The sequence below is a fragment of the Promicromonospora sp. Populi genome, from assembly GCF_041081105.1.
Lineage (GTDB): Bacteria > Actinomycetota > Actinomycetes > Actinomycetales > Cellulomonadaceae > Promicromonospora.
Genome location: NZ_CP163528.1, coordinates 3645661 through 3670553, shown reverse-complemented (window position 1 = coordinate 3670553; position 24893 = coordinate 3645661). Strand labels below are relative to the sequence as shown.

General features: G+C 70.6%; 18 protein-coding genes and 1 tRNA gene. 11 read left to right on the top strand and 8 right to left on the bottom strand.

Annotated elements, in window-relative coordinates:
* Positions 1–15: 15 nt before the first annotated feature.
* Positions 16–1185 (bottom strand): pyridoxal phosphate-dependent aminotransferase, encoded by a 1170-nt coding sequence (locus AB1046_RS16595; RefSeq protein ID WP_369370398.1) that lies wholly within the window; start codon positions 1183–1185, stop codon positions 16–18.
* Positions 1186–1237: 52 nt separating this feature from the next.
* Positions 1238–3163: a SigE family RNA polymerase sigma factor gene (locus tag AB1046_RS16590; RefSeq protein ID WP_369370397.1), complete on the bottom strand. Its 1926-nt coding sequence runs from the start codon at positions 3161–3163 to the stop codon at positions 1238–1240.
* 159 nt (positions 3164–3322) lie between these two features.
* Between AB1046_RS16590 and AB1046_RS16585 the strand changes: the two genes are divergently transcribed.
* Positions 3323–3970, top strand: coding sequence for a DUF1992 domain-containing protein (locus AB1046_RS16585; protein ID WP_369370396.1), 648 nt, complete (start codon positions 3323–3325; stop codon positions 3968–3970).
* 15 nt (positions 3971–3985) lie between these two features.
* Here the strand turns inward: AB1046_RS16585 and AB1046_RS16580 are convergent, their stop codons facing one another.
* From AB1046_RS16580 to AB1046_RS16570, 3 genes are all read right to left on the bottom strand, one after another.
* Positions 3986–4279 (bottom strand): hypothetical protein, encoded by a 294-nt coding sequence (locus AB1046_RS16580; RefSeq protein WP_369370395.1) that lies wholly within the window; start codon positions 4277–4279, stop codon positions 3986–3988.
* Between the two features lie 105 nt (positions 4280–4384).
* Positions 4385–5572 carry an alpha/beta hydrolase gene (locus tag AB1046_RS16575; protein WP_369370394.1) on the bottom strand — a complete coding sequence of 396 codons (1188 nt, stop codon included), beginning with the start codon at positions 5570–5572 and terminating at the stop codon, positions 4385–4387.
* Positions 5569–6504 carry an NAD(P)H-binding protein gene (locus AB1046_RS16570; protein WP_369370393.1) on the bottom strand — a complete coding sequence of 312 codons (936 nt, stop codon included), beginning with the start codon at positions 6502–6504 and terminating at the stop codon, positions 5569–5571. Before AB1046_RS16570 ends, AB1046_RS16575 begins: the two co-directional genes overlap by 4 nt.
* Before the next feature lie 393 nt (positions 6505–6897).
* Here AB1046_RS16570 and AB1046_RS16565 point away from each other — a divergent pair, with 393 nt between their 5' ends.
* Positions 6898–7725 carry an alpha/beta fold hydrolase gene (locus AB1046_RS16565; protein ID WP_369370392.1) on the top strand — a complete coding sequence of 276 codons (828 nt, stop codon included), beginning with the start codon at positions 6898–6900 and terminating at the stop codon, positions 7723–7725.
* On the opposite strand, the gene AB1046_RS16560 is transcribed toward AB1046_RS16565, so the two are convergent.
* On the bottom strand, positions 7715–9469 hold the full coding sequence (locus AB1046_RS16560; protein ID WP_369370391.1) for a hypothetical protein: 1755 nt from the start codon (positions 9467–9469) through the stop codon (positions 7715–7717). The genes AB1046_RS16565 and AB1046_RS16560 overlap by 11 nt on opposite strands.
* Before the next feature lie 161 nt (positions 9470–9630).
* Positions 9631–10479: a class I SAM-dependent methyltransferase gene (locus tag AB1046_RS16555; RefSeq protein WP_369370390.1), complete on the bottom strand. Its 849-nt coding sequence runs from the start codon at positions 10477–10479 to the stop codon at positions 9631–9633.
* A gap of 72 nt (positions 10480–10551) precedes the next feature.
* Between AB1046_RS16555 and AB1046_RS16550 the strand changes: the two genes are divergently transcribed.
* Both AB1046_RS16550 and AB1046_RS16545 read left to right on the top strand, forming a co-directional pair.
* A complete protein-coding gene (locus AB1046_RS16550; RefSeq protein WP_369370389.1) occupies positions 10552–11910 on the top strand; it encodes an anhydro-N-acetylmuramic acid kinase in 1359 nt (452 codons plus the stop codon).
* A gap of 265 nt (positions 11911–12175) precedes the next feature.
* Positions 12176–14824: a hypothetical protein gene (locus AB1046_RS16545; RefSeq protein WP_369370388.1), complete on the top strand. Its 2649-nt coding sequence runs from the start codon at positions 12176–12178 to the stop codon at positions 14822–14824.
* A gap of 135 nt (positions 14825–14959) precedes the next feature.
* Here AB1046_RS16545 and AB1046_RS16540 read toward each other — a convergent pair.
* A tRNA-Leu gene (locus AB1046_RS16540) sits at positions 14960–15043 on the bottom strand.
* 239 nt (positions 15044–15282) lie between these two features.
* On the opposite strand from AB1046_RS16540, the gene AB1046_RS16535 reads away from it, so the two are divergent.
* From AB1046_RS16535 to pknB, 7 genes are read left to right on the top strand one after another with little or no spacing between them, the layout of a single operon-like run.
* Complete coding sequence (locus tag AB1046_RS16535) at positions 15283–15999, top strand: FhaA domain-containing protein (protein WP_369370387.1); 717 nt, start codon at positions 15283–15285, stop codon at positions 15997–15999.
* A 10-nt stretch (positions 16000–16009) separates the two neighbouring features.
* Positions 16010–16501 carry an FHA domain-containing protein gene (locus tag AB1046_RS16530; RefSeq protein WP_369370386.1) on the top strand — a complete coding sequence of 164 codons (492 nt, stop codon included), beginning with the start codon at positions 16010–16012 and terminating at the stop codon, positions 16499–16501.
* A gap of 7 nt (positions 16502–16508) precedes the next feature.
* Entirely contained in the window at positions 16509–18050 is a 1542-nt protein-coding gene (locus tag AB1046_RS16525; RefSeq protein ID WP_369370385.1) for a PP2C family serine/threonine-protein phosphatase, read from the top strand.
* Positions 18047–19534: an FtsW/RodA/SpoVE family cell cycle protein gene (locus AB1046_RS16520; protein ID WP_369370384.1), complete on the top strand. Its 1488-nt coding sequence runs from the start codon at positions 18047–18049 to the stop codon at positions 19532–19534. The genes AB1046_RS16525 and AB1046_RS16520 overlap by 4 nt, the downstream gene beginning before the upstream one ends.
* Positions 19531–21066, top strand: coding sequence for a peptidoglycan D,D-transpeptidase FtsI family protein (locus AB1046_RS16515; protein ID WP_369370383.1), 1536 nt, complete (start codon positions 19531–19533; stop codon positions 21064–21066). Before AB1046_RS16520 ends, AB1046_RS16515 begins: the two co-directional genes overlap by 4 nt.
* On the top strand, positions 21063–22847 hold the full coding sequence (locus AB1046_RS16510; RefSeq protein WP_369370382.1) for a protein kinase: 1785 nt from the start codon (positions 21063–21065) through the stop codon (positions 22845–22847). Before AB1046_RS16515 ends, AB1046_RS16510 begins: the two co-directional genes overlap by 4 nt.
* A complete protein-coding gene (pknB, locus tag AB1046_RS16505) occupies positions 22848–24863 on the top strand; it encodes a Stk1 family PASTA domain-containing Ser/Thr kinase (RefSeq protein WP_369370381.1) in 2016 nt (671 codons plus the stop codon).
* Positions 24864–24893: the final 30 nt, after the last annotated feature.

Sequence of the window (24893 nt, the reverse complement as noted above, 5' to 3'; positions counted from 1 at the left end):
GATCTCAGCGAACCGTCAGAGGGTCTTGTGCCACGCCACGATGCGGTCCACCGCACGCGAGACCGTGTCGAGCGACGACGCGAACGAGAGCCGCACCCAGTCCCGTCCGCGCACACCGTCGAAGTCGGTGCCTGGCGTGATCGCGACGTCGGCCTCGGCGAGGAGCCGGGCGCAGTACGTGACGGAGTCGAGCCCGAAGGAAGCCACGTTCCCGTACAGGTAGAACGCGCCGTCGGCGGGAGCGACGGGCCGCCAGCCGAGCTCGCCGAGCCGCTCCAGGAGCAGGGTGCGCGACGCCGCGTACCGGGCCACGTTCTGGGTCGCGGCCTCGTAGCCCGCGGGCGTGAACGCGGCGATCCCCGCGTACTGCGCGAGCGCGGGCGGAGAGAGCGCGACGTTGCTCGCGAGGGCGTCGACGGGCCCGACGAGCTCGTCGGGCAGCACCAGCCAGCCGAGCCGCCAGCCGGTCATCGCCCAGTACTTGGAGAACGAGTTCACGACGACGGCGCCCTCGTTGATGAACGTCGCCGCGGTCGCCTGCGCCACCTCGTCGGAGTACGCGATGCCGTGGTAGATCTCGTCGCTGATCAGGCGCACGTCATGGTCCGCGCACCACGCGGCGATCGCGGCCAGCTCAGCGGGCGTGATCATCGTGCCGGTCGGGTTGGCGGGCGAGGCGACTATGACGCCGTCGAGCCCTCCGCCGTAGTACGCCTCGTTGAGCTGCGACACCGTGGGCTGGTAGCGGGTCTCGGGGCCGCAGTCGAGCTCCACGACCTCGCAGCCCAGGGCGGACAGGATGTTCTTGTATGCGGGGTAGCCCGGCCGGGCGAGGGCCACGCGGTCGCCGACGTCGAACGCCGCGAGGAACGCGAGCACGAACCCGCCGCTCGAACCCGTGGTGACGGCGATGCGCGCCGGGTCGACGTCGACGTCGTACCAACGCCTGTAGTGGCCGGCGATCTCGGCGCGCAGGGCCGGCACACCCATCGCCTCGGTGTAGCCGAGCGTGCCGTCCTTGAGGAGCTCGATGGCCCGGTCCCGCACGACGTCGGACGCGCCGGTCGACGGCTCCCCCGCGCAGAGGTTGAGCACGTCCGCTCCGGTGGCGCGGCGCGCGTTCGCGGCGGCGAGCACCTCCATGACGGCGAACGGGGGCACGTGGGACCGACGAGAGACCTTCATGCGGCCCATCATGGACCACCCGGCGGCCCGTCTGCGGAACGGAGGGCGAGGTTCACCAGCGGACGCGACCGAACGTCATGGACGCGCGGCCGCCGTCGAGCGCGGTCCACGCAACGCGGTCGCCGTGGACCCCCACGGTCGCCCCAGCCGTCGCGAGCCGGAACACGCTGGGCCACCCATCCCTGCTGACCAGGGCGTACGCGGAACGCTCCGTCGTGGACCACGCCACCGTCTCGGCGGACACGTCGACGGCGACGCCAGGCGACACGCCGTATACCTGATATCCCAGGCGGGTGCGGACGTCCACCACGTAGATCATGTCGCTGGCAGCCAGCGCCAGCCGGCCGTCGCCATAGCCGACCGCGGAAACCGCGGCGTTGTTGAGGTCCGAGTTGCGGACCGTCAGCAACGGCGTCGTTCCCGCCGCGCCCGGGCTCGAGAGCAGCTCGAATACGGTCGAGCCGCTGTCTCCGGACCCATCCTCGTACGCGAGCACGATGCCGTCCGATGACGAACCCACGGCACACACACGCTCGCGGACGCCCTCCTGGGTCGACGTCGGTGCCTCAAGAGCCGCCGTGTGCAGCGTCTGAGTGCATGCCATAGCAGGGGCACTGGACGTCGTGGTCCACCCGAGCATCTCGTCCGAGAGCGCCACGGTCGCCGCCTGTGCAGCCTGCTGAGCCGTGGAGGCGCTGACCGTCACCACACCTCCGTCGTCCAGCATCCGCAGCGTCCACGGCAGCGTCCCGGCGATCTGCGTGCTCGGCGTCTCGAACCAGGCAGCGCGATCGCCCTGGCGCACCAGGCCGAGGCCGTACGGCCAGCGGCCGTCGACCCTGCCGTACGAGGCGACGTCGACGGCGTCCAGGCGCCCGCCGTCCGGCATCAGGGCGCGCAGCGTGGATGGTCCGGTGAACTGGTCCCCGTCGAAGACCTGGTCCGGGTCGGACCAGCCGAGCACGCTCTCGCCTGCTCCTAACGTGCTGGCCTCGACGGCCGCCTGGCTCCCCAGGGCGATCTCGTGGTCGACGACCAGGTCTACGCAGGGTTCGACGGTGCGTGCGTCCGCGATGTCGATCACCCCGACGACAGTGACGTCTCCCAACTCCGCTGACGTCGTGACGAACGGCGTCGCGGGCGCGTCGTCGTCAGATCCGGTACAGGTGGCGGTGTCCGCGTGGTCCGGCGACAGGTCGTCCAGAACCGGGCCGTCCAGCCCGAGCACCCCGCGCAGCCACTCGCTGCCCGGCAGCGCCACCGGCCCGACCCCGGGCACGCGCACCGGCCCGGCGAGCAGCAGACCGAGCACCACCACGAGCACGCTCGCGACGGAGACGGCGCTCTGGACCACCCTCCGGCGCCGGGTCGCCCCCTGGACCTGGCGTAGTACCTGCTGACCGTCCGCACGAAACTCGGGGACCGCCTCGATCGCGGAGGCGCTCAACAACGCCCTCAGTCGCATCAGACCGCGCGCGTTGGTGGACTTCACGGTGCCCACCGAGATGCCGAGCTCGGCGGCTGTCTGCACCTCGGACAGGTCGAGCAGGTGCCGCAGCACCACTACACGTCGCTGGCCGAGCGGAAGCTTGCGTAGCGCACGGCCCAGCTCGTCCCGGACCGCCACGTCGTGTGAATGGTCCGGTGCGGGCTGAATCGGAACGGCACCGTCGTCGGTCACCGAGAACCATCGCCCCTTGCGCCAGCCATCGATCCGCAGATTCATCAGGATGCGGCGCGCGTATGCGCGAGGCTCGCCGGCGCGAGCCTTGGACCAGGCACGGTAGGTGCGTTCGAACGTCGCCTGGACCAGCTCCTCAGCCTGGTGCGCGTCCCCGCAGAGGAAATGAGCCGTCCGGAACAGGTAGGCACTGTCCGATCCAACAAAAGCGACAAACTCCGCGTCCGCGTCCTGCACGACCTGCACCCGGGCGCGCTCCGGGTCGACGACAGGCTCCTCGGCAGTCTCCACGTTCATACCGCCTACCACGGGTGATACGGCACAGAGGTTGCTCCGTTCTCAGAACCGGCCGCGTGGCACATCCAGCAATCATGCCCTCCGGCCCGTCCGAGGGCAGGTTGCCCACTGCTCGATCGCCCCTTTCCGGGTGCTTGTGAAAGTTGTAACATGGCTCCCATGGCGCCGGGATCGCGCGATGACGCAGACAACGACCCCCTCCGCCGGGCCGCGCAGTATCGCGTGGACCGGGAGGCCGAGCTTGCCGGAGACCCGGCCGACTCCCCCGCCTCCGACGACGAGAGCAACGCGAACGAGTCCGGCGGGAGCAGCTCGCCCGGCAGCATGACCACCGAGGAGCGCTCCCGCTACGTCGACGTGGTGGTCGACCAGGCGATGCGCCGCGGCGAGTTCGACAACCTGCCCCTGCACGGCAAGCCGATTCCCGGCCTGAGCGGCACGCACGATCCCGACTGGTGGATCAAGGGGCTGATCGAGCGCGAGAACATCACCGGCATCCTGCCGTCGGCCCAGCTCCGCAAGGACAATGCCGAGCTGGACGGCAAGCTCGATCTGGAGGCGATGGAGCAGCGCGTCCGGGAGATCGTCACGGACTTCAACGCCCGCATCGTCGACGCTCGGCGCCAGCTCCAGGGCGGACCGCCCATCGTGACACCCACCCGCGACGTCGACGAGGAGGTCCGGCGGTGGCAGGCACGGCGCGCAGCACGCAGCGCAGCGCGCCGAGCGGCGGGCCCCGGCTCGACGCCGACCACGGGACACGGCCGGTCGCCGTCGGGCAACAAACCCTGGTGGCGGTTCTGGTAGCGGGTCCTCGACCCGTCAGAACCCGTAGGCCGTCACGATGACGACGACGGTCGTCAGCCAGTAGGGAATCGACCCGACGGCGAAGCCCAGCCCTGCCGCCACGGCCATCCGGCCCCAGCTCGCGCCGAACCTGCCGGACAGCACTCCGGCTGCCATCGCGAGACAGCCCGCGATCGTCACGCCCTCGGCCGCGGCCTGCGAGATCAGCATCCCGAGAACGAGCGCGACCACCGCGACCGCGGTCTCGCCACGTGCGAGAAACGGCCCGCCCCGACGAGCCCGGTGGTGGGTCTCCTGGTGCGTTGTCATGCCACATCGCCCCTCGTGCCCTACATCGACGTGGGCACCTCGCCTCCAGGATCCCACCATGACTCGTCCTTTGCTAGGGCTCGCCTAGGGGTTGGCCATGGAGCGTCAGTCCGGCGCGAGGACGTAGCCGCGGAACCAGCGGCTCATCTCGCGCCAGACCTGCTCCCGCACAGGCTCCGCGGAGAGCGTCGCGTCGTGCAGGCCCCCGTTGATGCGGACCAGCGTGGTGAGGGACCCGACATCAGGGACCCGGCGAGCGATGCCGACCACGTCCAGCACCGCGTCCGCCCTCTTCATCTCCTCGTTCCACCGCGTCGAGATGGCACTGCGGGCGCTGAGCAGCACCAGGACCGGTATCTCGATGCCGAGGCCACGCGCCACCTGGTCCTGCCCACGGAAGATCGCGGCGAGCCAGGCGGGGGTCGGGCGCCATCCGGCGTCGGGCCGCCAGGCGACGTCGTAGTCCCACTCGCCGTCGAACCGTGCCGAGATGGACCGCGCGTACAGGCCGCGGTCCAGGTTGACGAGCTGGCTGCGCGGCACAAGCACGGACTGCACCCGGATGCCCGGCTCCATGAGCTTGCGGCCCGCCTCGCGGGTCTGGAACTCCAGCCACGGCCCGTTCAGCACGAGCCCCGCGACACGCTCCTGGTTGCGCGCCGTCCATAGGCTGACGATGAGGCCGCCCGTCGAGTGGCCCATGAGCACCAGCCTGCGCGCAGGCTGCGTGTCCTGCCCGTGTCCCATGGCGCCGAGTGCGGCCTCGATCTCCTCGTCGTAGATGTTGAGGCTGCGCACATACCCCGGGGTCTGGCCCGCGCGGATGCTTCGCCCGTAACGGCGCAGGTCCAGGGCGTGGAACCGCACCCCGAGCGACTCCCAGAAATCCGCGAGGTGGGCCTGGAAGAAGTAGTCGAGCCAACCGTGCACGTACAGCAGGTCGACGCCGACGTCGGGCACGGGGTCAGCCTGCGGGCGCGAGGCGCCGTGCAGGTGCAGCCGCCGGCCGAGCTCCGACAGCTCGTCCCAGAGGCGCGCCACCTGCGGGTTCTCCGCGCCCACGCGGCGTCTGCCCCGGCGCGGCCCGGCGTCGTCCGGCCGGTCGGAGGCCGGGACATCTGGCCCCGGCCGTGCGCGGCGCACCAGGGTCGCCACCACCTCGTCCTCGTGCTCGTCGGGGTGCAGCGGCAGTGTCAGGCGCTCGAAGCCCGGCAGCACGTCGGGTTCCCACGCCGGTTCCGGCGCCGGCTCTGGCGTCCTTCCATCCTCCGCTGCCGGGGTGAGACTCGTCATCTCACCGACGGTAGCCGCAGGTGTGCCCACTCCGCCGGGTAGTCGTCGAGCCAGGTCTCGAACGAGCGCGCGGCCCGGCCCGCCAAACGCCCGACGTCAGGGCTGACCTCCGCGAGCAGGCCCTCCTCGATCGCCTGGCACTGCGTGATCCAGTCCTCCACCTCGGGCGCGGTGGAGCGGTAGAACATTGCGCGGGCCTGCTCCAGGGTCTGCGGCTCGTACCGGATGTTCCGGCCCGTGGCAGTAGACAGCGCGGCGGCGACGTCCGCGAAGGTCAGGGCCTCGGGCCCGGTCAGGTGGTAGGTCCGGCCCGCGTGGCGGTCCGGGTCCTCGTCGAGGAGGACGGCGGTCGCGACGTCGGCCACGTCGTCGTGCGACACGCAGGCGACCCGGCCCTCGCCAGCCGGTGCGCGGAGCACCGTGCCCCGTCCGGAGCCGAACGACTCGTCGTAGACCGCGAAGGTAAGGGTGCGGTGGAACATGGCGATCCGCAGCATCGTCCACACCAGGTCGGTGCCACGCAGGTACTCCTCGGTGAGCCAGTCGTCCTGGGCGGCGGTAGAGACCGCGCCCGGACCCGCGCCGACCGAGGACACGTAGACCACGTGCCGCACCCCAGCCAGCACGGCTGCATCGATGGCCGCTCGGTGCTTGTCGAGCCGGCCAGGGCGCTCCTGGCTCGGGACCAGGAACACGGCGTGCGCGCCGTCGAAGACGCTGGTCAGGCGCCTGGGGTCGGCGTCAGCGGGCAGTGTGAAGACCTCGGCCTCCGGCAGCGGGGCGCCGTCGGGCAAACGCGGCGTGGCGCCCCGGCCCGTGACCAGGAGGCGCTGCTGACCACCCGCCGCAGCCACGCGGAAGGCGAGCCGGGAACCCAGGCGGCTATCGGCTCCGGTCAGAGCCACCAGCCGGTCGGGCGACGCGGGCGTCATTCCCTCACGGTAGTCGGCCGACCGTCTGCGGGGCACGGAAAAGCCCGCGGGGCGACTTTCGTCAGCCGTGCTGGACGAGGCACGGCACCCGCGGGCTCCGGTGGTCGCGTAGAAGTCGCCACCATGTCCCGTTACGCCTGACCGAATCAGGAAGACCCCGTGCTGAGCCCTCCGACCGGCGTCGGCGTGAAACGCTAACGCGTCACGCGACTAGCGCGCGACCACCTCATGGGTCCGATGTGAAATCACTGCTCGGATCACCTCCCTTCTCATGTGCTGATGAACCTACGCCCGTCGGCGGCAGGCGCACAGGTTTTTTCCTCGCGGCGAAATCGATAGCCCCGAGCAGCGGTTCGAGCGACGACTTTTGGTGCGCCGCGCCGTCTGCCCTGCATGACGACCACCACCGTCGACGCCTTCACGACGTCGGCCGACGGCACCCGGATCGCCTACGACCTGACCGGCCCACTCCCCGGTCCGGTCCCGGCGGTCGTCGTGGTCGACGGCGTGCTCGCCCACCGCCTGCCCGTCACGCTCGCCGTGGCGTCGGAGCTGGCCGACCGGGTGACCACGCTGCGGTACGACCGGCGCGGACGAGGCGGGAGTGGCGACACACCCCCGTACAGCGTGGACCGGGAGGTCGACGACATCGCCGCGTTGCTCCAGGTCACCGGGCCGGCGGTGCTGCTGGGCATCTCCTCGGGGGTGTTCCTCGCGCTGCGCGCGGCGGCCGACCTGGGCGCGGTCGTCACCGGAGTGCTCTGCTACGAGCCGACCTACGACGTGGCGAGCGGCGAGCCGCCCGTAGACCCCCGGATGATCGCCGGCGTGGAGGCCTGTATCGAGGTGGATGACCCGGGCAGCGCCGTCGAGCTCTTCCTCGACGTCGTGGGCATGCCCTGCCGGATCGTGCCGCGCATGCGGGCGTCGTCGTCGTGGGCGGACCTCGAGGCGATCGCCCCGACCATCGCCTACGACGGGCGGGTCCTCGCCGGCGTGGCACTGGGCCGCCGGGCGCTGATGGGCCGGTGGGACCTGATCACTCAGCCCGTCCTCGTGATCGACGGGGCCGCGAGCGCCGCGCCGGTCGCGGCCGCCGCTCAGTCGCTAGCGGCCGCGCTCCCGGCGGCACGTCGCGTGACCCTGCCTGGGCACGGGACGGACGTACCGCCGGGAGCTATGGCGGAAGCCGTTGCGGGCTTCCTGGGTGTCAGTCCGTGAGCGCTGCCCGGGGCTCGACGACGGGCGCGAACCCGGTCGGGCCGCCGAGCGGGGAGACGCCGCCGAGCGTGCGGGCGGAGGATCCGCCGAGCGCCGCGACGGCCGGGAGCTCGTACCTGGCGTACTGGTGGTACGTCTGGCCGTCGGAACGGTCGGTCACGCGCCAGCGGCCACCCTCGCGGACCGACTGCGGGGCCTCGGAGTAGGCGTTGAACCAGCCGCACCCGTCGCTGTCGAGGGGCACGCCCTTCGAGACGTGGTCGGGCTGCTCCTGGCCCTTACCGGGGTAGATCACGCCGTTGCTGCCGACGAACTGCACCGACACGTCACCGGTCACGTAGTAGCCCGGCGCGGCGCAGATATAAACGGTCGCGGCAAGATAGCCGATGAAGTCGTCGGCGGACTCGCTGACCGTGGCGTTGTAGTTCCAGAGGCTGAACCACTGGTAGGCCGGGAACGGCGACGACAGCGTGGACTGGACCCACAGGTAGCTGCGGTTGCTGGTGTCCTTGCCCGCCATGTTGGACACGACCACACGGAACTGGTTGAGCTCGTGTGCGGTCGAGGCGGTGAACCGGTACGTGGAACTGTTCGCCCCGATGTTGGTCCAGGTGCCGGTCGCCGGTGTCCAGCGCTGCCACTGGTAGCTGAGGCCGCCGCCGGTGGCGGTGGTCTTGAACGTCACGGTCTTGCCGACCGTGGTCTGTGTGTAGCGGGTCGGGTGCGTCGTCACGTCGGGGACGCTGATGCCGACAGGCCACTTGACGGTGACGGTCGCCGAGCTGAGGCGCGTGGCCGGCAGGTAGGCGTACTTGCGGCCGACGATCTCCACCGAGATCTTCTTGCCGTGCTCCTTGGTCGTGAGCTTGTAGGTGCTGCTGGTCGCGCCGGCGATCGGCGTGCCGTTGGCCCGCCACTGGTAGGTGACGACCGACGGGGTCGGTGTCCAGGCACCGCGGCTGGCGGTCAGGGTCTGGCCCACGCGGATGGTCCCGCTGATCGTGGGGTAGGACGCCTGCCCGAACGGCCTCGAGACGACGACGGCGGGCGAGGTGAGGCTCTTCGTCGTGTAGCCGGTCTTGGACCCGGTCACCGTGACGGTGAGCTCGTCACCGTGCAGGCTGGTCGGGATCGTGTACGTGCGGCTGGTAGCGCCGGAGATCGCGGCGCCGTTCGCCTTCCACTGGTACGTCAGGGACGCCGTGGGGGAGAAGTGGCCCGTCGTGGCGCCGACCAGGCCGCCGATCTGGGGCGTGCCGTTGACCTTCGGCGTCGTGGTGACGAAGTCACCGGGTGCCACCGGTCCGGCGGCGGGGGCGGCGACGGGCTCGCTCGACTCTCCAGCCGCGGTCGCGACGACGGTGCCGATCAGGTACTTGCCCAGGTGAGCGGGTGCCAGGGTGATGGACTCGGCGGCTGCGCCGTCGACCGGGACGTCCGCCGCGTCAAGCACAGCATCGTCGCTGAGGAGCCACGAGTAGGCGACGCTCTCGGGCTCGGGTGCCCAAGTACCGCCGGTCTGGTCGATCGTGAGCGCGGAGCCGACTGCCGCCGTACCGTCCACAGCGAGGGTGCCGGTGAAGACGGGAGCTTCGGCAGTCGCGGCTGCCGCGGGCGTCGCTACGAACGGCGACGCGGCCAGGGCGAGCACGGCGAACGAGGCACCGGCGCGCCAGCGCCGGGCGGTGCGATGAGTGGGGGTGGCGAGCGCAGAATGAGCGCCGCCGAGGGCTGTGGGATTCATGGGGGTCCTTCGCGATCCGTGACAGAACGTTGCGTCGGGACGATGTCCCGAGAGTCGCGAACGTAACCCGCCCCAGATCATGCTGGAAGCGATATATGCCAAGAATTGGCGTAAATCCGTCGGAGTTCACCCGACACTTCACCCGCTGCGCGGGCTCCGAGTCAGTACGGCCGGCGCGCCTTGACCAGGATGCGCGGCGCCTCGTCGACGAGCTCGTTGCCCATGGCGAAGTGCATGTGCAGCCCGCGCAGCGCCGCCTCGTGCCGCGCGACGTTCGCCGGGCTGAGGTCGGCGAGCTCCGGCACCTGCCACGCGGCGGTACGCAGGTACCAGAGCACCGACGACAGGTCCTTGAACGTGCGCGTGCCCGCGTACTCGGTGGCCTCCACGATCTCCAGGCCGGAGGCGACGAGGCCGTCGCAGATGACGTCGACCGTGACGCCGTCCTGGTCCCAGCCGAGCGGCGCGCGCAACGCCTTGTTGAGCGCGATGCCGTCGCGTGTGTCCACCTGCTCGGTGAGGAACGTCCCGCCCGGTTCCAGCACGCGGCCCACCTCGTTGGGGTCGATGGTGCTGAACCGGCTGAGCACCGCGCTGTACTGACCGTCGAAGAAGGGCAGCAGCACGTCCCCCGTCCAGGACGCCTCGGCGCGGCGCACGTCCACACCGAGCGGCTCCAGGCGGCGTCGGGCGGCAAGGAAGGCCGGGCCGGTCTCCGTGGCTGCCGAGCCGGTGGGGAGCGGGCCGAGGCCCGCGAAGAAGTCCCCGCTGCCGGTGCCGATGTCGAGCACGGCACCCCGGGACCCGCGGACCAGGTCGCGCGCGAGGACGGGGTAGTCCCACTCCGGGCCATCGATCGTGAGACGGTCGCCGACAGGCGCGCCGTCCAGACCACCCGTGAACAGCGCGGCGGGTGTCGAAGGGATGGCCGGGGCGTTGCGCGCCCATTCGATGTGATCCTCGAACGGCGCGTCTGGCGCCGGGGCTGGGGCGATCGAGACGTCAAGCATGGTGGAGATTGTGGCGCAAAGTAGGACCAAGGGCCTAACACTGGCGTAAACCTGACCGGAGGAGTCGATCTGATGGGGGATCCGATCCATAAAAAACAGCGATCTCCTGCGTATCAGCAGGCTCCGCTGCGGGTGGTCGGCCTGATGTCCGGCACGTCCCACGACGCCGTCGACGCCGCCGCGTGCGAGCTCCGCCACGCCGACGACACGCTGGTGCTGACGCCGCTCGGACACCTCTCCGTCCCCTACCCGGCGGCGCTCCGGGCCGAGCTCGTGGCGGCCCTTCCGCCGGCCGCGACCACGATGGCGGCCGTGTGCCGGCTCGACACGGGAATCGGACAGGCTTTCGCGGAGATCGCCGCGCGCGCCGTGGCAGAGCTCTGCGGCGGTCGTGCCGACCTCGTCGTCTCGCACGGCCAGACGGTTTTCCACTGGGTGTCCGACGGCGGAGCCGATCTCGGGGTCACCGCGCAGTACCACAGCGAAGCGAGGACCTCGCGGGGCGGGGGTTCCGTTCGCGGCACCCTGCAGCTCGGCGAGCCCGCGTGGATCGCCGAGGCGACAGGGCTGCCGGTCGTCTCGGGCGTCCGCACCCGCGACGTCGCCGCCGGCGGGCAGGGCGCTCCCCTGGTCGGCCTCTTCGACGCGCTGTGGCTCGCCGGGCGGCCGGGCACCGCCGTCGCGCTGAACCTGGGCGGGATCGCGAACGTGACGGTCCTGCCTGGGGCGGTCGGGCCGTCGTCCGACCAGTCGGACGGGCGGGCGCGGGCAGCCGGCGCGACGCCCAAGCGTGAGTCCGCGCCGCTCGCCTTCGACACCGGCCCGGCCTGTGCGCTGCTCGACGCCGCCACGCGGCACGTCACCGGTGGTCGCCTGGCCTTCGACGCCGACGGCGCCCTCGCCGCTCGCGGGCGCGTGCTCCCCGACCTCTTGGACCGCCTGCTCGACGAGCCCTACTACGCACGCCCCGCACCGAAGTCGACCGGCAAGGAGCTCTTCCATCTGGCCTACCTGCTGGACCGCCTCGGACCGACGCCACCCACGGCGGAGGACCTGCTCGCCACGCTCGTCGCGCTCACCGCCCGCACGGTGGCCGACGCCGTGCGGCACACCGCCACCGAGGTCGTCGCGTCCGGCGGGGGTACGCGCAACCCGGTGCTGATGGTGGCCCTGCGAGAGGAGCTGCCGGGTGTCGCCGTCCAGACCTCGGACGAGCTGGGCGTGCCGAGCCAGGCCAAGGAGGCCCTGGCGTTCGCGGTGCTGGGCTGGCACACCTGGTTTGGCCTGCCCGGCGTGCTACCAGGCGCCACAGGCGCACGACACCCGAGCGTGCTGGGCTCGGTGACCCCGGGGGTGGACAGCCGCTATCCGCCGGGCCGGGTCTCCGCCGAAGACCCGCCCACGCGGCTGGAGATCTTCCGTCCAGGCTGAGCCGCCGTCGAACCTGCCGACGCCACCGGGCATGACCACACGACGCCGGGTGAAGAAACGCGAGGCGCCCGATTTAGGCGATATCGCGGGGACGGGACCGAATAGAGTCACTCGACTTGTCGTCCCGCGCATTGACCATGCGCCTCTTCTGCTGGAGCGCCCGATGCCGACCTCAGACTTTCGGCGGTTCCTTCCCTCGGCCAGACGGGCTTGTGCATCGGCGGTCGCCTCCGGGCTGGTGCTCGGGCTCGCCGCGACGACCGTAGTGGCCACACCTGCACAGGCCGCGCCCGTGCCGTCGAACGTGGTGGCTACGGTGGCCGCTGAGTCCCTCGACCCCACCTTCGTCCAGGAGGGGATGCCGAGCCCGCACGGTGGGCAGGTGGTGATGTGGGGCGAACGGGCGTGGGCGTACCAGCCCGCCATGGACACCGTTCCGGAAGCGCTGCCCGACGGCGTCCTCGCAACGGCGGTCTCCTCGCACGGCGGCGACCTGCTGGTGCTGCGGAGCGACGGACTGGTAGACGGCTGGGACTCGGCCGGCGGACTCAGCCCGGAAGCACCGCCTTCAGGGACGGTGTACACGGCGATATCGGCGAGCTCTGGACACCTTCTCCGGTCTGACGGCGTGGTCGTCGACACGGGCGGGAACATCGCTCTCACGACACCCGCCGGGGCGGTCTACACGGCAGTGTCCGGGTACGACGCGCTGAGGTCCGACGGCATCATCGCGCCGTTCGATGCCAGCGCCAGCTGCGCCGCCGCTCGCCGGCCGCCCGCCGGACTGCGATACACGGCGGTCAGCAGCGTCGCGGACTATGCCGTGTGGGCGGCGGTGCGCTCCGACGGCGCCCTCGTCTACTGCACGACGTCCGGCAGCGCCGTCGTCCGACAGCCGAGCACGGGGACCCGCTTCGTCGGCGTGGACCGGTCCTCCGAAGAGATCCTCGCCGCCACGTCGGACGGTCGGATCGTGGCGGTTCTTGGCGCTCAGCCGCCCGCGGTGCCAGAGGGACGCTCGGTCGTCTCACTCGCCGCGATGCGCCAGGGACAGGGCGCAGCCGTCCTGGACGACGGGTCGCTCCTCCGCTGGGGGCTGAGCGGCGAGGCGGCCAGGCTCCCTGCGCTGCCGACCGAACGTGCCGTGTACTCCGCCGTCGAGAACGGGGACCGCAACACCCATCGCTGGGCGATCATGGTCGGCGACCCGATCCCGGTCGAGGTCGCGGCGGACGTTGCCGAACCGGCCGACCGGCCGCTCCGTGTCACGGACAAGCTGACCGTCGACGTAACGGCCCGCACCGCGGACGGCACTCCTGCGTTCGGGCACGTCTCGCTCAAAGCGGTCGGTCCGGAGGGCATCGACCACCGGCTGCCCGACAAGACGGTGCTCGGCGGAGACATCCGGCTCTTCCTCGATCCGAACCTGCAGCAGGGCGAAGGGGTCGGGACCTGGAACGTGTCGGTGACGTTCAACAGGTCGCCGTTCGTGACCACCACGGCCACGGCCTCGGCCGTCGTGGCCGAGCCGAGCCCCGTCAGCATCGTGACGTCCGGCCCCACGACCTGGCGTCAGACCGCACATCAGGGCACGCTCTGCTTCGACGTGGTGTCGGACGACGGCTCCCCCGTCTGGGGCCACGGGTTCGGGATGGGCGTGGCGGAGGACCCGACCAAGAACAGAAGCGGTGGGTTCGCGCCGCCAAACTGCGTCAACGACCTGAACCTCCAGGAGGGAACCTGGACCGTGAAGTACGACTACATGGGGTGGGGCTCGGTCGACTCCGCGGAGTGGTCCGGCAGCGTCGTCGTGCAGCCGCCGGCGGTGAGCACCCTGGAGGTCGATCTGCCGACGACCTGGCACTACGACGAGATGCCCGACACCATCCCGGTCACTGTCGGCGCCGAGGAGCTCACTGCACAGGGGAGGGTGCGCCTGCTGATCGACGGGCAGTTCGCGTCGGACACGGATCTCGAGGGCGGCACCGGGGCCATGGGCATCTGGTCGGAGCTCGTACCCGGTACCTACCTCTACCGCTTCGAGTACGAGGGCGGCTTCGGGGCCTTGCCGTCCGCCCGGGAGCAGACGGTCACGGTGCAGCCGGGCCGATTCACCATGGCGACGCCGACGATCACCGGAACCACCAAGGTCGGCTCGATATTGACTGCGGTACCAGGCACCTGGTCGCCCACGCCCACCAGCTACAGCTACACCTGGCAGGTCGACGGCGCTGCCGTCACGAGTGCGACGTCAAGCACGTTCACCGTCCCCGCATCGGCCGTGGGCAAGAAGATCACGGCCACCGTGACCGGTGATCGGACGCACTACGCAACAGCGTCGAGGACCAGTGCCCCCACCGCCACCGTCGCGCCCGGGACGTTCACCGCCCCGCAGCCGAAGGTCTCCGGCACGGTGAAGGTCGGCAAGACGCTGACGGTGAGCCGCGGGACGTGGTCTCCGGCGCCGTCGTCGGTCAAGTACGTGTGGAAGGCGAACGGGGCCACCATCTCGACACGCACCACGAACACGTTCGTGGTGCCGGCATCCGCCAGGGGAAAGCGGTTGACGGTCACGGTCACCGGCTCCCGGACCGGGTACACGACGAAGTCCGTGGTCAGCGCGTCGACCACTACGGTCGCGGCCGGGACCTTCACGGCGCCGCGGCCGAAGATCACGGGGACGCTGCGGGTCGGGTCGACGCTGACGGCCAGTCGTGGGTCGTGGTCGCCGGCACCGTCGTCGGACACCTACGTATGGAAGGCCGACGGCGTGACCATCGCGACGCGGGCGAGCAACCGGTTCGTCATCCCGTCGCGGGCCCGGGGCAAGCACCTCACGGTCACGGTGACCGGCTCCCGGACCGGCTACACGACCAAGTCGGTGACGAGCGTCCGGACGACGACGATCCGCTGATTCGCGGGGCAATCCCGGATTTGCCGGCTGGATTTCTGGGGAGAAGTACCCATGCCGGGGCGCCGTCCGCGTCCCGGCATGGGTATGGGCATGACGAAGGCCCCGGCTCTAAGAGCTGGGGCCTTGCGTACAACGTGCGCGAGGGGGGAGTTGAACCCCCACGCCCTTTCGGGCACACGGACCTGAACCGTGCGCGTCTGCCTATTCCGCCACTCGCGCGCTGCTGGATGAGGCTAGCACGGCACGGAGGGCGTCTCCGAATCCAATAACGGTGAAATGGTTCACGTCTTGGCGCGGGTCTAGTAGCGTGCGGATCCGCCCACGTCTCTCCTCATCGCGCCACCTGAGGGAAGATCGGAGAAGATCCGCAGTACATCCACAGTATTGGAGTCTGCGGGGACCGACCGGTCTATACGATCTAGGTAGTCTGCCCAGCGCAGACCCTGGAAGGAGGTGGCATGGGCGCCCTGGACCGCTTCGAGAAGAGCGTGGAGCGCATGATGAACAACGCGTTCGCCAAGGTGGGACGTGGCGAAGTGAAGCCCGTCGAACTGGCGAGCAGGCTGCGACGCGAGCTGGACGACCGTGCCGCGGTCGTCGGCCGCGACCGTACCGTTGCGCCGAACGAGTTCACCATCGAGCTCGCTCCCGACGACTTCGCCCAGATCGAGGCGTGGGGCGCACAGACCCTCGCCGATGAGCTCGCGTCCAACATCACGGCCTATGCCGCGACGCAGCACTATGCGTTCGTAGGGCCCGTGAGCGTGACGTTCGACGAGCAGTACGAGCTGGTTCCCGGCCGCTTCACCGTACGGTCGCGCAGCGTGCAGGGAAGCGTCGCTCCGGCGACTTCCGGCGCACCGACCGGCCGGCACCCGCTCATCGACATCGATGGTCAGCGATACCTGCTCACCGGACCCGTGACCGTGATCGGTCGCGACGCCGAGGCGGACATCGTGGTGGACGACCCGGGTGTGTCCCGGCGCCACCTCGAGATCCGGGTGACACCGGACGGCGTCGTCGCGAGCGACATGGGATCGACCAACGGCCTGTACGTAGAGGGCCACCAGGTCCCCGCCGCGACACTGCTCGATGGCAACACGATGACCATCGGCCGTACCCGCATCATGTTCTGGACCGGCAGCGCGTCTGGTGCAGACAACGAGGACTGGTGACTAACCCGACATGAGCGAGCTCACGTTCACCCTGCTCCGGCTGGGCTACCTCGTGCTGCTGTGGGTGTTCGTGCTCTCCGCCGTCGCCGTGCTCCGGCGCGACCTGGCCGGTCCACGCACTGCCAGCAGCCGCCGGCGTCGGCCCGAGCTCGCGGGGCCGGCCCCGTCGCCGACCCCCGGTGGCGGTGCGCCCCGCGCGCCCCAGCGTGGCGGCCCCTCCCGGCTCGTCGTGGTGGCCGGTCCCCTCACCGGGACGACCATCCCGCTCACCTCGTCCGGCGTGCTGATCGGGCGCGCGCCGAGCTGCACCCTCGTGCTCGACGACGACTACTCGTCGTCCCGCCATGCGCGGATCTTCCCCCAGGGCGGTCAGTGGTTCGTGGAGGACCTCGGTTCCACGAACGGCACCTACATCGGCGAGGAGCGTGTGCAGGGCATCATCCCGCTCGCTCCGGGTGTGGGTGTGCAGATCGGACAGTCCGTCGTCGAGCTTCAGGGATGACCACCACGTGACCGTGACCTTGCGGTATGCCGCGCGCTCCGACGTCGGCCTTGTCCGCTCCAACAACCAGGACTCCGCCTACGCCGGGCCCAACCTCCTTGTGGTGGCCGACGGGATGGGCGGGCACGCCGGCGGCGACGTCGCGTCCGCTCTGACGATCGCGGCTCTGGTGGGCCTTGACCGGCCCGACCACAGCTCCGACAAGTCGATGTCCGAGCTCGAGCGCTCGATCGACCGCGCTCGCCAGGACCTCGTCGACGCGACCACTGCCGACCCCGACCTGGCCGGCATGGGCACCACCGTGACGGCACTGCTGAAGTCCGGCAACACACTGGCCATGGCCCACCTGGGCGACTCGCGCGCGTACCTGCTGCGCGATGGCACGCTGGCGCAGGTCACCGTGGACCACACCTTCGTGCAGCACCTGGTCGACACCGGCCGCATCACGCCCGACGAGGCGGAGAGCCACCCGCAGCGCAACGTCGTCATGCGCGTGCTCGGCGACTTCGACCTGGACCTCACGCCCGACCTGTCGATCCGAGAGGCGGTGCCCGGCGACCGCTGGATGCTCTGCTCCGACGGACTGTCCGGCTTCGTGTCCGACAACGAGATCGCCGAGGTCCTCGTCTCGGTGCCCGAGCCGCTGGACGCCGTCGAGCGCCTCGTCTCGATGTCCATGCGCGCGGGCAGCACCGACAACATCACCGTCGTCGTTGCCGACGTCGTGGACGACGACGCTCCGGCCACCGCCGCCCCGACCATCACCCCCGAGATCGTCGGCTCCGCGGCACTCGCCGGCGTGACCGCGGCCGGTGTGGCCGCGACGGGTGACCTGACGTCCCCGACCGCCCTGCCCGGCTCCGAGATCGACGGCGACACCGTGACCGGTTTCAGCCGGCCCGCGGAGACCACAGGCGGCCAGCCGGCCCCGGCGGCTGTGGCGGTGGGGGTCCTGACCGACCCCACGGCGCAGGGTGACCTCGCCGACACGCTCGAGCAGGCAATGATCGCCGGGTCCCCCGACGAGGAGCAGTACCAGCCGGACATCCGGCCCGACGACGACCTGGACCTGGACCTGGACCCGGACGCGGCAGACGCGCAGGCGAAGCCGAAGAAGCGCACGTGGCTGACCGTGCTCGGTGCGCTCCTGCTCGTCATCGGCCTCGGTCTGGCGGGCTGGGGCGGCTACCGCTGGACCCAGACCCAGTACTACGTGGGCGAGTCGGACGGTCAGGTCGCCGTGTTCCGCGGCATCCCGGCGACGGCGGGCCCCCTGACCTTCTCGACACCGGTCGAGCTCACGGGTACCCGCGTCGACGAGCTGCCCGGTTTTGTCGCCGATCGAGTGAACGAGACGATCCGGGCCACCTCGCTCGAGGACGCCCGCGGACGCGCCGACCGGCTCATCGAGGACGCCGCCGCGGACACCGAGCCGACGCCGTCGGCCAGTGGCACACCGACACCCAGCCCCTCCACGAGCGAAGAGCCCAGTGGAGAGTCCTCGTCCGAGTCGACCCCGACGGACTCCGGGCAGGGGACGAACGGATGAGCGGACTCCGGCCCGAGGAGCACGCGCCGGCTCGTGTCGCGGAGGCACTGCTGCTCGTCGTCGCGCTGGCGCTCGGCATGGGTGGCATGTGGATGGTGGGCTACTCGCTCGATGACGCCCTGCCCGAGGGCTTCTGGACCTACTCGATAGTGCTCGCTGCGCTGGCCTTCACCGCGCACATCGTGCTGCGCCTACGCGCGCCCTACGCCGACCAGGTGATCCTGCCCGCCGTCGTGCTGCTGAACAGCGTGAGCATGGCCATGATCCTGCGCCAGGACCTCGTCGACATCGAAGGCGCCAACGCGTCCCGGCACCTGATGTGGACCTCGCTGGGCATCGTCATCGCCTGCATTGTCGTCTTCGTCATCCGCGACCACCGCAGCCTGCGCCGCCTGACCTACACGGCGATGATCGTCGGCATCGTCCTGGTGGTCCTGCCGCTGGTCCCCGGTCTCGGCCAGGAGATCAACGGCGCGCAGATCTGGATCTACGTCGCCGGCTTCTCGCTGCAGCCAGCCGAGTTCGCCAAGATCGCGTTCGCCGTGTTCTTCGCGGGCTACCTGGTCGCCAACCGCGACACCCTGGCCCTGGCCGGCAAGAAGTTCCTGGGCCTTCAGCTCCCCCGCCTGCGCGACCTCGGCCCGATCCTCATCGTCTGGGCGGTGTCGCTGGCGGTCCTTATCGGTGAGCGGGACCTCGGGACGTCGCTCCTGTTCTTCGGCCTGTTCGTCGGCATGCTCTACGTCGCTACCGACCGCGTGGGCTGGATCGTCATCGGCCTCGTGATGTTCGCCGTCGGTGCTGTCGTGGCGTGGACGATGTTCAGCCACGTGCAGCTCCGCGTCGACATCTGGCTGGACGCGATGAACCCCGAGCTGTCGGACGGCCCGTCGTACCAGCTGGTCCAGGGCCTGTTCGCCCTCGCCTACGGCGGCATGTTCGGTGCCGGCTGGGGCGAGGGATTCCCGCAGTACGTGCCGTTCGGCTTCTCCGACTTCATCTACGCGGCGCTCGGCGAGGAGCTCGGCCTGACCGGCCTGCTCGCGATCCTGCTGATCTATCTGGTGATCGTGCAGCGCGGCCTGCGGCACGCGGTGGGCGTGCGCGACGGCTTCGGCAAGCTGCTTGCGAGCGGCCTGGCGTTCGTCATGGCTCTTCAGCTCTTCGTGGTGGTGGGCGGCATCACCCGGATCATCCCGCTCACCGGCCTGACCCTGCCGTTCATGGCTCAGGGTGGATCCTCCCTGCTCGCGAACTGGATTGTCATCGCACTCATGCTGCGCATCTCCGACGCCGCTCGACGGCCCTCGGCACTGCCCACCCGCGGGGCCCTGGCCGAACCGGCGCCCGCACTCGTGGGTGGTGGCGCCATCGAGGTCGGGGGCGTGGGCGTGGGCCCCGTGCAGGCCGAGACCGAGGCAGGTGCCGGCCGCGGTTCGACGCCGGACGACGCCACCCAGATCGTCCGGGGGGTGGACCGGTGAACGCGACCCTGCGCCGCCTGTCGACCGTCGTGATGGTCATGTTCCTGGCCCTCATGGTGTCGACCACCTGGATCCAGTTCGTGTCCGCCGAGAGCCTCAACGCCGACGGCCGGAACGTGCGCGGCATCTACAGCTCGCTGGCCCGCGACCGGGGGCCCATCGTGGTGTCGGGCGGGGATCCGATCGTCACCTCGGTTCCAGTGGACGACAACTACGAGTACCAGCGCACGTACTCCGAGGGAGACGCCGGCGCCGCGAGCGTCTACGCGCCGGTCACCGGCTACTTCGCGATCAACGGCACGGTCACCGGCATGGAGCGTTACGCGAACAGCTACCTCGCGGGCGAGGACGACTCGCTGTGGCTCGACCGGTTGCAGAACCTCATCACGGGCGAGGAGGCGCAGGGCTCGTCGGTCGAGCTCACCATCGACCCCGAGGTGCAGCAGGCCGCCTGGAACGCCCTCGGCGACTACACCGGTGCCGCGGTGGCCATCGACCCCAGCACGGGTGCGATCCTCGCGATGGTCTCCAAGCCGTCCTACGACCCGAACACGCTCGCCGTGCACGACGCCGCCGAGGTCACGGCGACCTCCGAGACGCTGATCAACGACAAGCCGCAGGTCAACTCGGTCAATGGCGAGGAGCTGCGCAGCATCTACGGCCCCCTGATCAACCGCACGATCAACGCCACGTTCCCACCCGGGTCCGCGTTCAAGCTGCTCACGTCGGCTGCGGCCATCGAGTACAACGGTATGACCCCGGACACCCAGATCCCGGCGCCCGACACCTACACGCTCCCGGGCACCTCGACGGACGTGGAGAACTTCGGCGGCGAGAGCTGTTCCAGCACGGGCGAGATGACGCTGAACGAGGCGCTGCGGATGTCCTGCAACACCGCTTTCACAGGGCTGGCCGACACCGTCGGCAGGGACGACATGCAGCGGATGTTCCAGGACTTCCGGTTCACCGAGTCGCTCGAGATCCCGATGACCACCTCGATCGGCGCCTACCCGGGCCTCATCGGCGGCGAGGACGACGACGACTCCGACGCTCGCATCGCGCTCTCCGGCATGGGTCAGGGCAGCGTCCGCATGACGCCGCTCCAGGTCGCCATGATCTCCGCTGCTGTCGCGAACGACGGCGAGCTCATGCAGCCCTACCTCGTCCAGAGCGTGCGGGACAGCGACCTCGAGCTGGTCAGCCAGACCGATCCCCGGCGCTACGCCAGCCCGTTCTCGGCGTCGACGGCAGAAGCGCTCACCGAGATGATGGTCAGCGTCGTCAACGACGATGGCGGCACCGGCGGCGGCGCGCAGATCCCCGGCGTCGAGGTGGCGGGCAAGACCGGCACCGCCCAGGACGACCCCCGGTCGCCCACGCTGTGGTTCACCTCGTTCGCCCCCGCCGACGACCCCCAGATCGCTGTAGCGGTGGTGCTGGAGAACGAGGGCCAGTCCACCAACGAGACCACGGGCGGCGCCCTCGCCAGCCCGATCGCCCGGGAGATCATGCAGGCGGCGATCTCAGAATGAGACCGGTCGAGGGTCTGACGCTCGGTGAGCGCTACACGCTGGTGCGGCGTATCGCCATGGGCGGCATGGGCGAGGTCTGGGTAGCGCGCGACGAGAAGCTCGCGCGCGAGATCGCCGTGAAGGTACTTCGCGAGGAGTACACGGGCAACGAGGACTTTCTTCGTCGCCTGCGCACGGAGGCCCGGAACTCGTCGACCCTCGTACACCCGAACATCGCGCAGATGTTCGACTACGGCGAGGAGAACGGCGCCGGCTACCTCGTCCAGGAACTGGTCCGGGGCGAGCCGCTCGCCGACCTGCTCGAACGTGAGCCCGTGCTCCCGCCCGCCCGGCTCCTGCCGATCCTGGCGCAGACGGCGCGCGGCCTGCACGCCGCGCACCTGGCCGGCGTGGTGCACCGAGACGTCAAGCCGGGCAACATCCTGCTGGAGCATTCCGGCACCGTGAAGATCACCGACTTCGGTGTCTCGGTGGCGCAGAACCAGGTGCCCATGACGGCCACCGGCATGGTGATGGGCACCGCGCAGTACCTGTCACCCGAGCAGGCCGTGGGGCAGTCGGCCACGGGCGCCTCGGACATCTACGCGCTCGGCGTGGTCGCCTACGAGGCGACGGCCGGGCGCCGTCCGTTCACGGGCAGGACGCCGGTCGACATCGCTATCGCGCACGTCAACGCGCCGGTGCCCCTGCTGCCGACGTCGGTCCACCCCGGCCTATCCGAGACCATCAGCAAGATGCTGGAGAAGGACCCGGCACAGCGCATCTCCTCCGCCGACCAGCTCGCGCGGCACCTCGACGTGCTCGCCGCGGAGATCGCGGAGGACCCGTTCGGCAGCTCGCGCTACGCCCGCCGCACGCGCCGCGACGGACAGGCTCCCTCCGCACAGCGGCAGAGCAACGGCCGCGCCAGCGCGCCGCAGCCCGGACCGTCGCACGCGCGCCGACAGGCGCCGTTCGGCCAGAGCAGTGCCGGTCGGCACACCACCGTGGCGAACGCGCAGTCCGCTCCGCCCAGCCCGGACCAGGGCACCCCGGCGAGCGGCTACGGCACGCCCACGGGCGGCTACCCTCCGGGCGCCCAGGCGGGCGGTTACGGCGCAGGGCCCCAGGGTTCCGGGGCATACGGCTCTGATTCGGCCGGATACGGCACGACGTCGGGCGGCTACGGGACGGACGCCTACGGGCGTCCGTACTCGCCTCCGCCGGGCACGCCGGCGGGCGGACCTGGCTCCGGGCCGTACGGCACGGACTCGGCTGGGTACGGTTCGGGCTCCGCTGGCTATGGCACGACGTCGGGCGCGCACGGCTCCGACGCCCAGGGTCAGCCGTACGGATCCGGCTACGTACCGCCGCCGACCGGCACCGCCGCCAACGGTTCCGGTGGCGGTGCGCGGGCGTACCCGTCCCGCCGCGATCTGCACTCGACACGCCAGGACGGGCGAAGGGTCCCCCAGCAAGGTCGCTCGGGAGGGCACCCTGGGAAGCGACGGAGTCTGTCCTCCGACATCCAACGTTGGGTGGGCGGGATCGAGGACCGCGTCGGGGTCCGCGTGTCCTGGCCACTTGTCGCACTCGTCGCGCTGCTGCTGGTCGTCCTCATCATCACGCTGGTCACCGGGGGCGGCGACAACAACGCTCTGCAGGTGCCGTGGGGTTCCTCCGAAATCCAAGCTGAAACGCTGAACCACCCCGCAGCGGCCGCACTTGCCGCTTCTGGGATGATGCTCTTCAAGGAGTCGTCTGCCCCGAGGCAGTCGGCCACGACATCAAAGGACGTATGAGTGGTGGAGAACACGCCCCGCGTACTCGCCGGCCGTTACGAGGTCGGCGAGCTCGTCGGCCGTGGCGGCATGGCCGAGGTTCACATCGGCCACGACACACGTCTCGGCCGCACCGTCGCGATCAAGGTGCTGCGTTCCGACCTCGCTCGTGACCCGTCCTTCCTCGTCCGCTTCCGGCGCGAGGCGCAGTCCGCTGCCGCGCTGAACCATCCCGCGGTGGTCGCCGTGTACGACACGGGCGAGGACATCCACCAGGACGCCTCCGGCCAGGAGGTGCACGTCCCGTTCATCGTCATGGAGTACGTCGAGGGCCACACGGTCCGCGACATCCTGACCGACGGCGCCGCGGTCCCGATCGAAGAGGCCGTCGAGATCACCGTCGGTGTCCTCAGTGCCCTCGAGTACTCCCACCACGCCGGCATCGTGCACCGCGACATCAAGCCCGCGAACGTGATGATCACGCCCACGGGCGCGGTCAAGGTGATGGACTTCGGCATCGCGCGCGCCATGGCCGACTCGGCCGCCACGATGACGCAGACGCACGCCGTGATCGGCACCGCGCAGTACCTCTCCCCGGAGCAGGCGCGCGGCGAGCAGGTGGACACCCGCTCCGACCTGTACTCCACCGGATGCATGCTGTTCGAGCTGCTCACCGGTCGCCCGCCGTTCCAGGGTGACTCCCCCGTCGCTGTCGCCTACCAGCATGTCGGCCAGGAGCCGCAGCGTCCGTCGGAGGTCGCTACCGACGTCCCGGACGTGCTGGACCGCATCACGCTCAAGGCGCTGACCAAGGACCGCGAGCAGCGGTACAGCACCGCCGCCGAGTTCCGCCGCGACCTGGAGGCCGCGATGCGCGGCGGCCAGATCAGCGCGCCGATGGTCGGCGCCATGATGGGTGCCACACAGGTCGCGGGCCCGCCCGCGTACGGTGCCACGCAGGTCATGGCACCAGCACAGGGCACCTGGGGTCCGACGACGGCGCAGCAGAGTCCGGTCACACCCGGCGGCGGTTACCCCGGCCCCACTCGACAGCAGGAGCCGGAGAAGAAGAGCCGAGCGCTCATGTGGTGGCTGCTCGGGATCGCCCTCGCGGCCGTGGTGGCCATCGTCATCGTCATGGTGATGAACAACCAGGCCCAGAACCAGGCGCCGGAGACGGTTGCCGTGCCCACGATCGCGGAGGGCCTGACCGCCGACGAGGCGCAGGCACAGATCGAGGCGGCCGGACTGACGTTCCAGTCGGCCATCGACAGGGACTCCGACCTCGACGAGGGCCAGACCACCGGCACGACCGAGCCGGCCGCGGGCACCCCGGTCGAACCGGAATCGACGGTCACCGTCATGGTCGCGGGCGCACCGGGGCAGGTCACGATTCCGGCCCTGGCCGGCATGTCCGAGGAAGACGCCAGGGCGCGGCTCGAGGAGCTCAACCTCACGGTCAGCGGCATCGAGCAGGAGAACAGCTCCGATGTCGACGAGGGCATGGTGACCAAGAGCGAGCCGGGCGCCGGCCAGACCGTGCAGGAGGGCGGGGCGGTCGCGCTCTACCTCTCGACGGGCAACACCACGCTGCCGAACGTCGTCGGGCAGTCCCGCGAGGGCGCGGAGGCGCAGCTGGCCGACATCGGCCTCGGCTCCATCCAGTGGGACGAGGAGGAGAGCGACCAGGTGACTCCGGGCACCGTGTCGCGCACCGACCCCGAGGCGGGTGACGTGCCGCAGGGCACGTCGGTGACCGTCTACATCGCGACAGAGCCTGCTCCGGAGGAGACCACGGTCCCCGCCAACCTCTACGGGATGACGCTGGACCAGGCTCAGGTGGCCTGCACCGGCGCACAGATCTCCTGTCAGCAGGGATCGACGGAGGCCTCGGACGCCATCCCGGCGGGGCAGGTCATCAGTTCGGACCCGGCGCCAGGCGCCACCGTCGAGATCGGTTCCTACGTCAACCTCGTGATCTCGTCCGGCCCTGCGGAGGGTGAGGACCCGGGCGACGGCGAGGACGTCTTCCCATAACAGCCGCGCCGACCGGGGACCCCGGTCGGC

Excerpts from the sequence above, each read along its gene's own strand:
- AB1046_RS16595 (WP_369370398.1), bottom strand. The coding sequence starts at position 1,185 with ATGAAGGTCTCTCGTCGGTCCCACGTGCCCCCGTTCGCCGTCATGGAG.
- AB1046_RS16590 (WP_369370397.1), bottom strand. The coding sequence starts at position 3,163 with ATGAACGTGGAGACTGCCGAGGAGCCTGTCGTCGACCCGGAGCGCGCC.
- AB1046_RS16585 (WP_369370396.1), top strand. The coding sequence starts at position 3,323 with ATGGCGCCGGGATCGCGCGATGACGCAGACAACGACCCCCTCCGCCGG.
- AB1046_RS16580 (WP_369370395.1), bottom strand. The coding sequence starts at position 4,279 with ATGACAACGCACCAGGAGACCCACCACCGGGCTCGTCGGGGCGGGCCG.
- AB1046_RS16575 (WP_369370394.1), bottom strand. The coding sequence starts at position 5,572 with ATGACGAGTCTCACCCCGGCAGCGGAGGATGGAAGGACGCCAGAGCCG.
- AB1046_RS16570 (WP_369370393.1), bottom strand. The coding sequence starts at position 6,504 with ATGACGCCCGCGTCGCCCGACCGGCTGGTGGCTCTGACCGGAGCCGAT.
- AB1046_RS16565 (WP_369370392.1), top strand. The coding sequence starts at position 6,898 with ATGACGACCACCACCGTCGACGCCTTCACGACGTCGGCCGACGGCACC.
- AB1046_RS16560 (WP_369370391.1), bottom strand. The coding sequence starts at position 9,469 with ATGAATCCCACAGCCCTCGGCGGCGCTCATTCTGCGCTCGCCACCCCC.
- AB1046_RS16555 (WP_369370390.1), bottom strand. The coding sequence starts at position 10,479 with ATGCTTGACGTCTCGATCGCCCCAGCCCCGGCGCCAGACGCGCCGTTC.
- AB1046_RS16550 (WP_369370389.1), top strand. The coding sequence starts at position 10,552 with ATGGGGGATCCGATCCATAAAAAACAGCGATCTCCTGCGTATCAGCAG.
- AB1046_RS16535 (WP_369370387.1), top strand. The coding sequence starts at position 15,283 with ATGGGCGCCCTGGACCGCTTCGAGAAGAGCGTGGAGCGCATGATGAAC.
- AB1046_RS16530 (WP_369370386.1), top strand. The coding sequence starts at position 16,010 with ATGAGCGAGCTCACGTTCACCCTGCTCCGGCTGGGCTACCTCGTGCTG.
- AB1046_RS16520 (WP_369370384.1), top strand. The coding sequence starts at position 18,047 with ATGAGCGGACTCCGGCCCGAGGAGCACGCGCCGGCTCGTGTCGCGGAG.
- AB1046_RS16510 (WP_369370382.1), top strand. The coding sequence starts at position 21,063 with ATGAGACCGGTCGAGGGTCTGACGCTCGGTGAGCGCTACACGCTGGTG.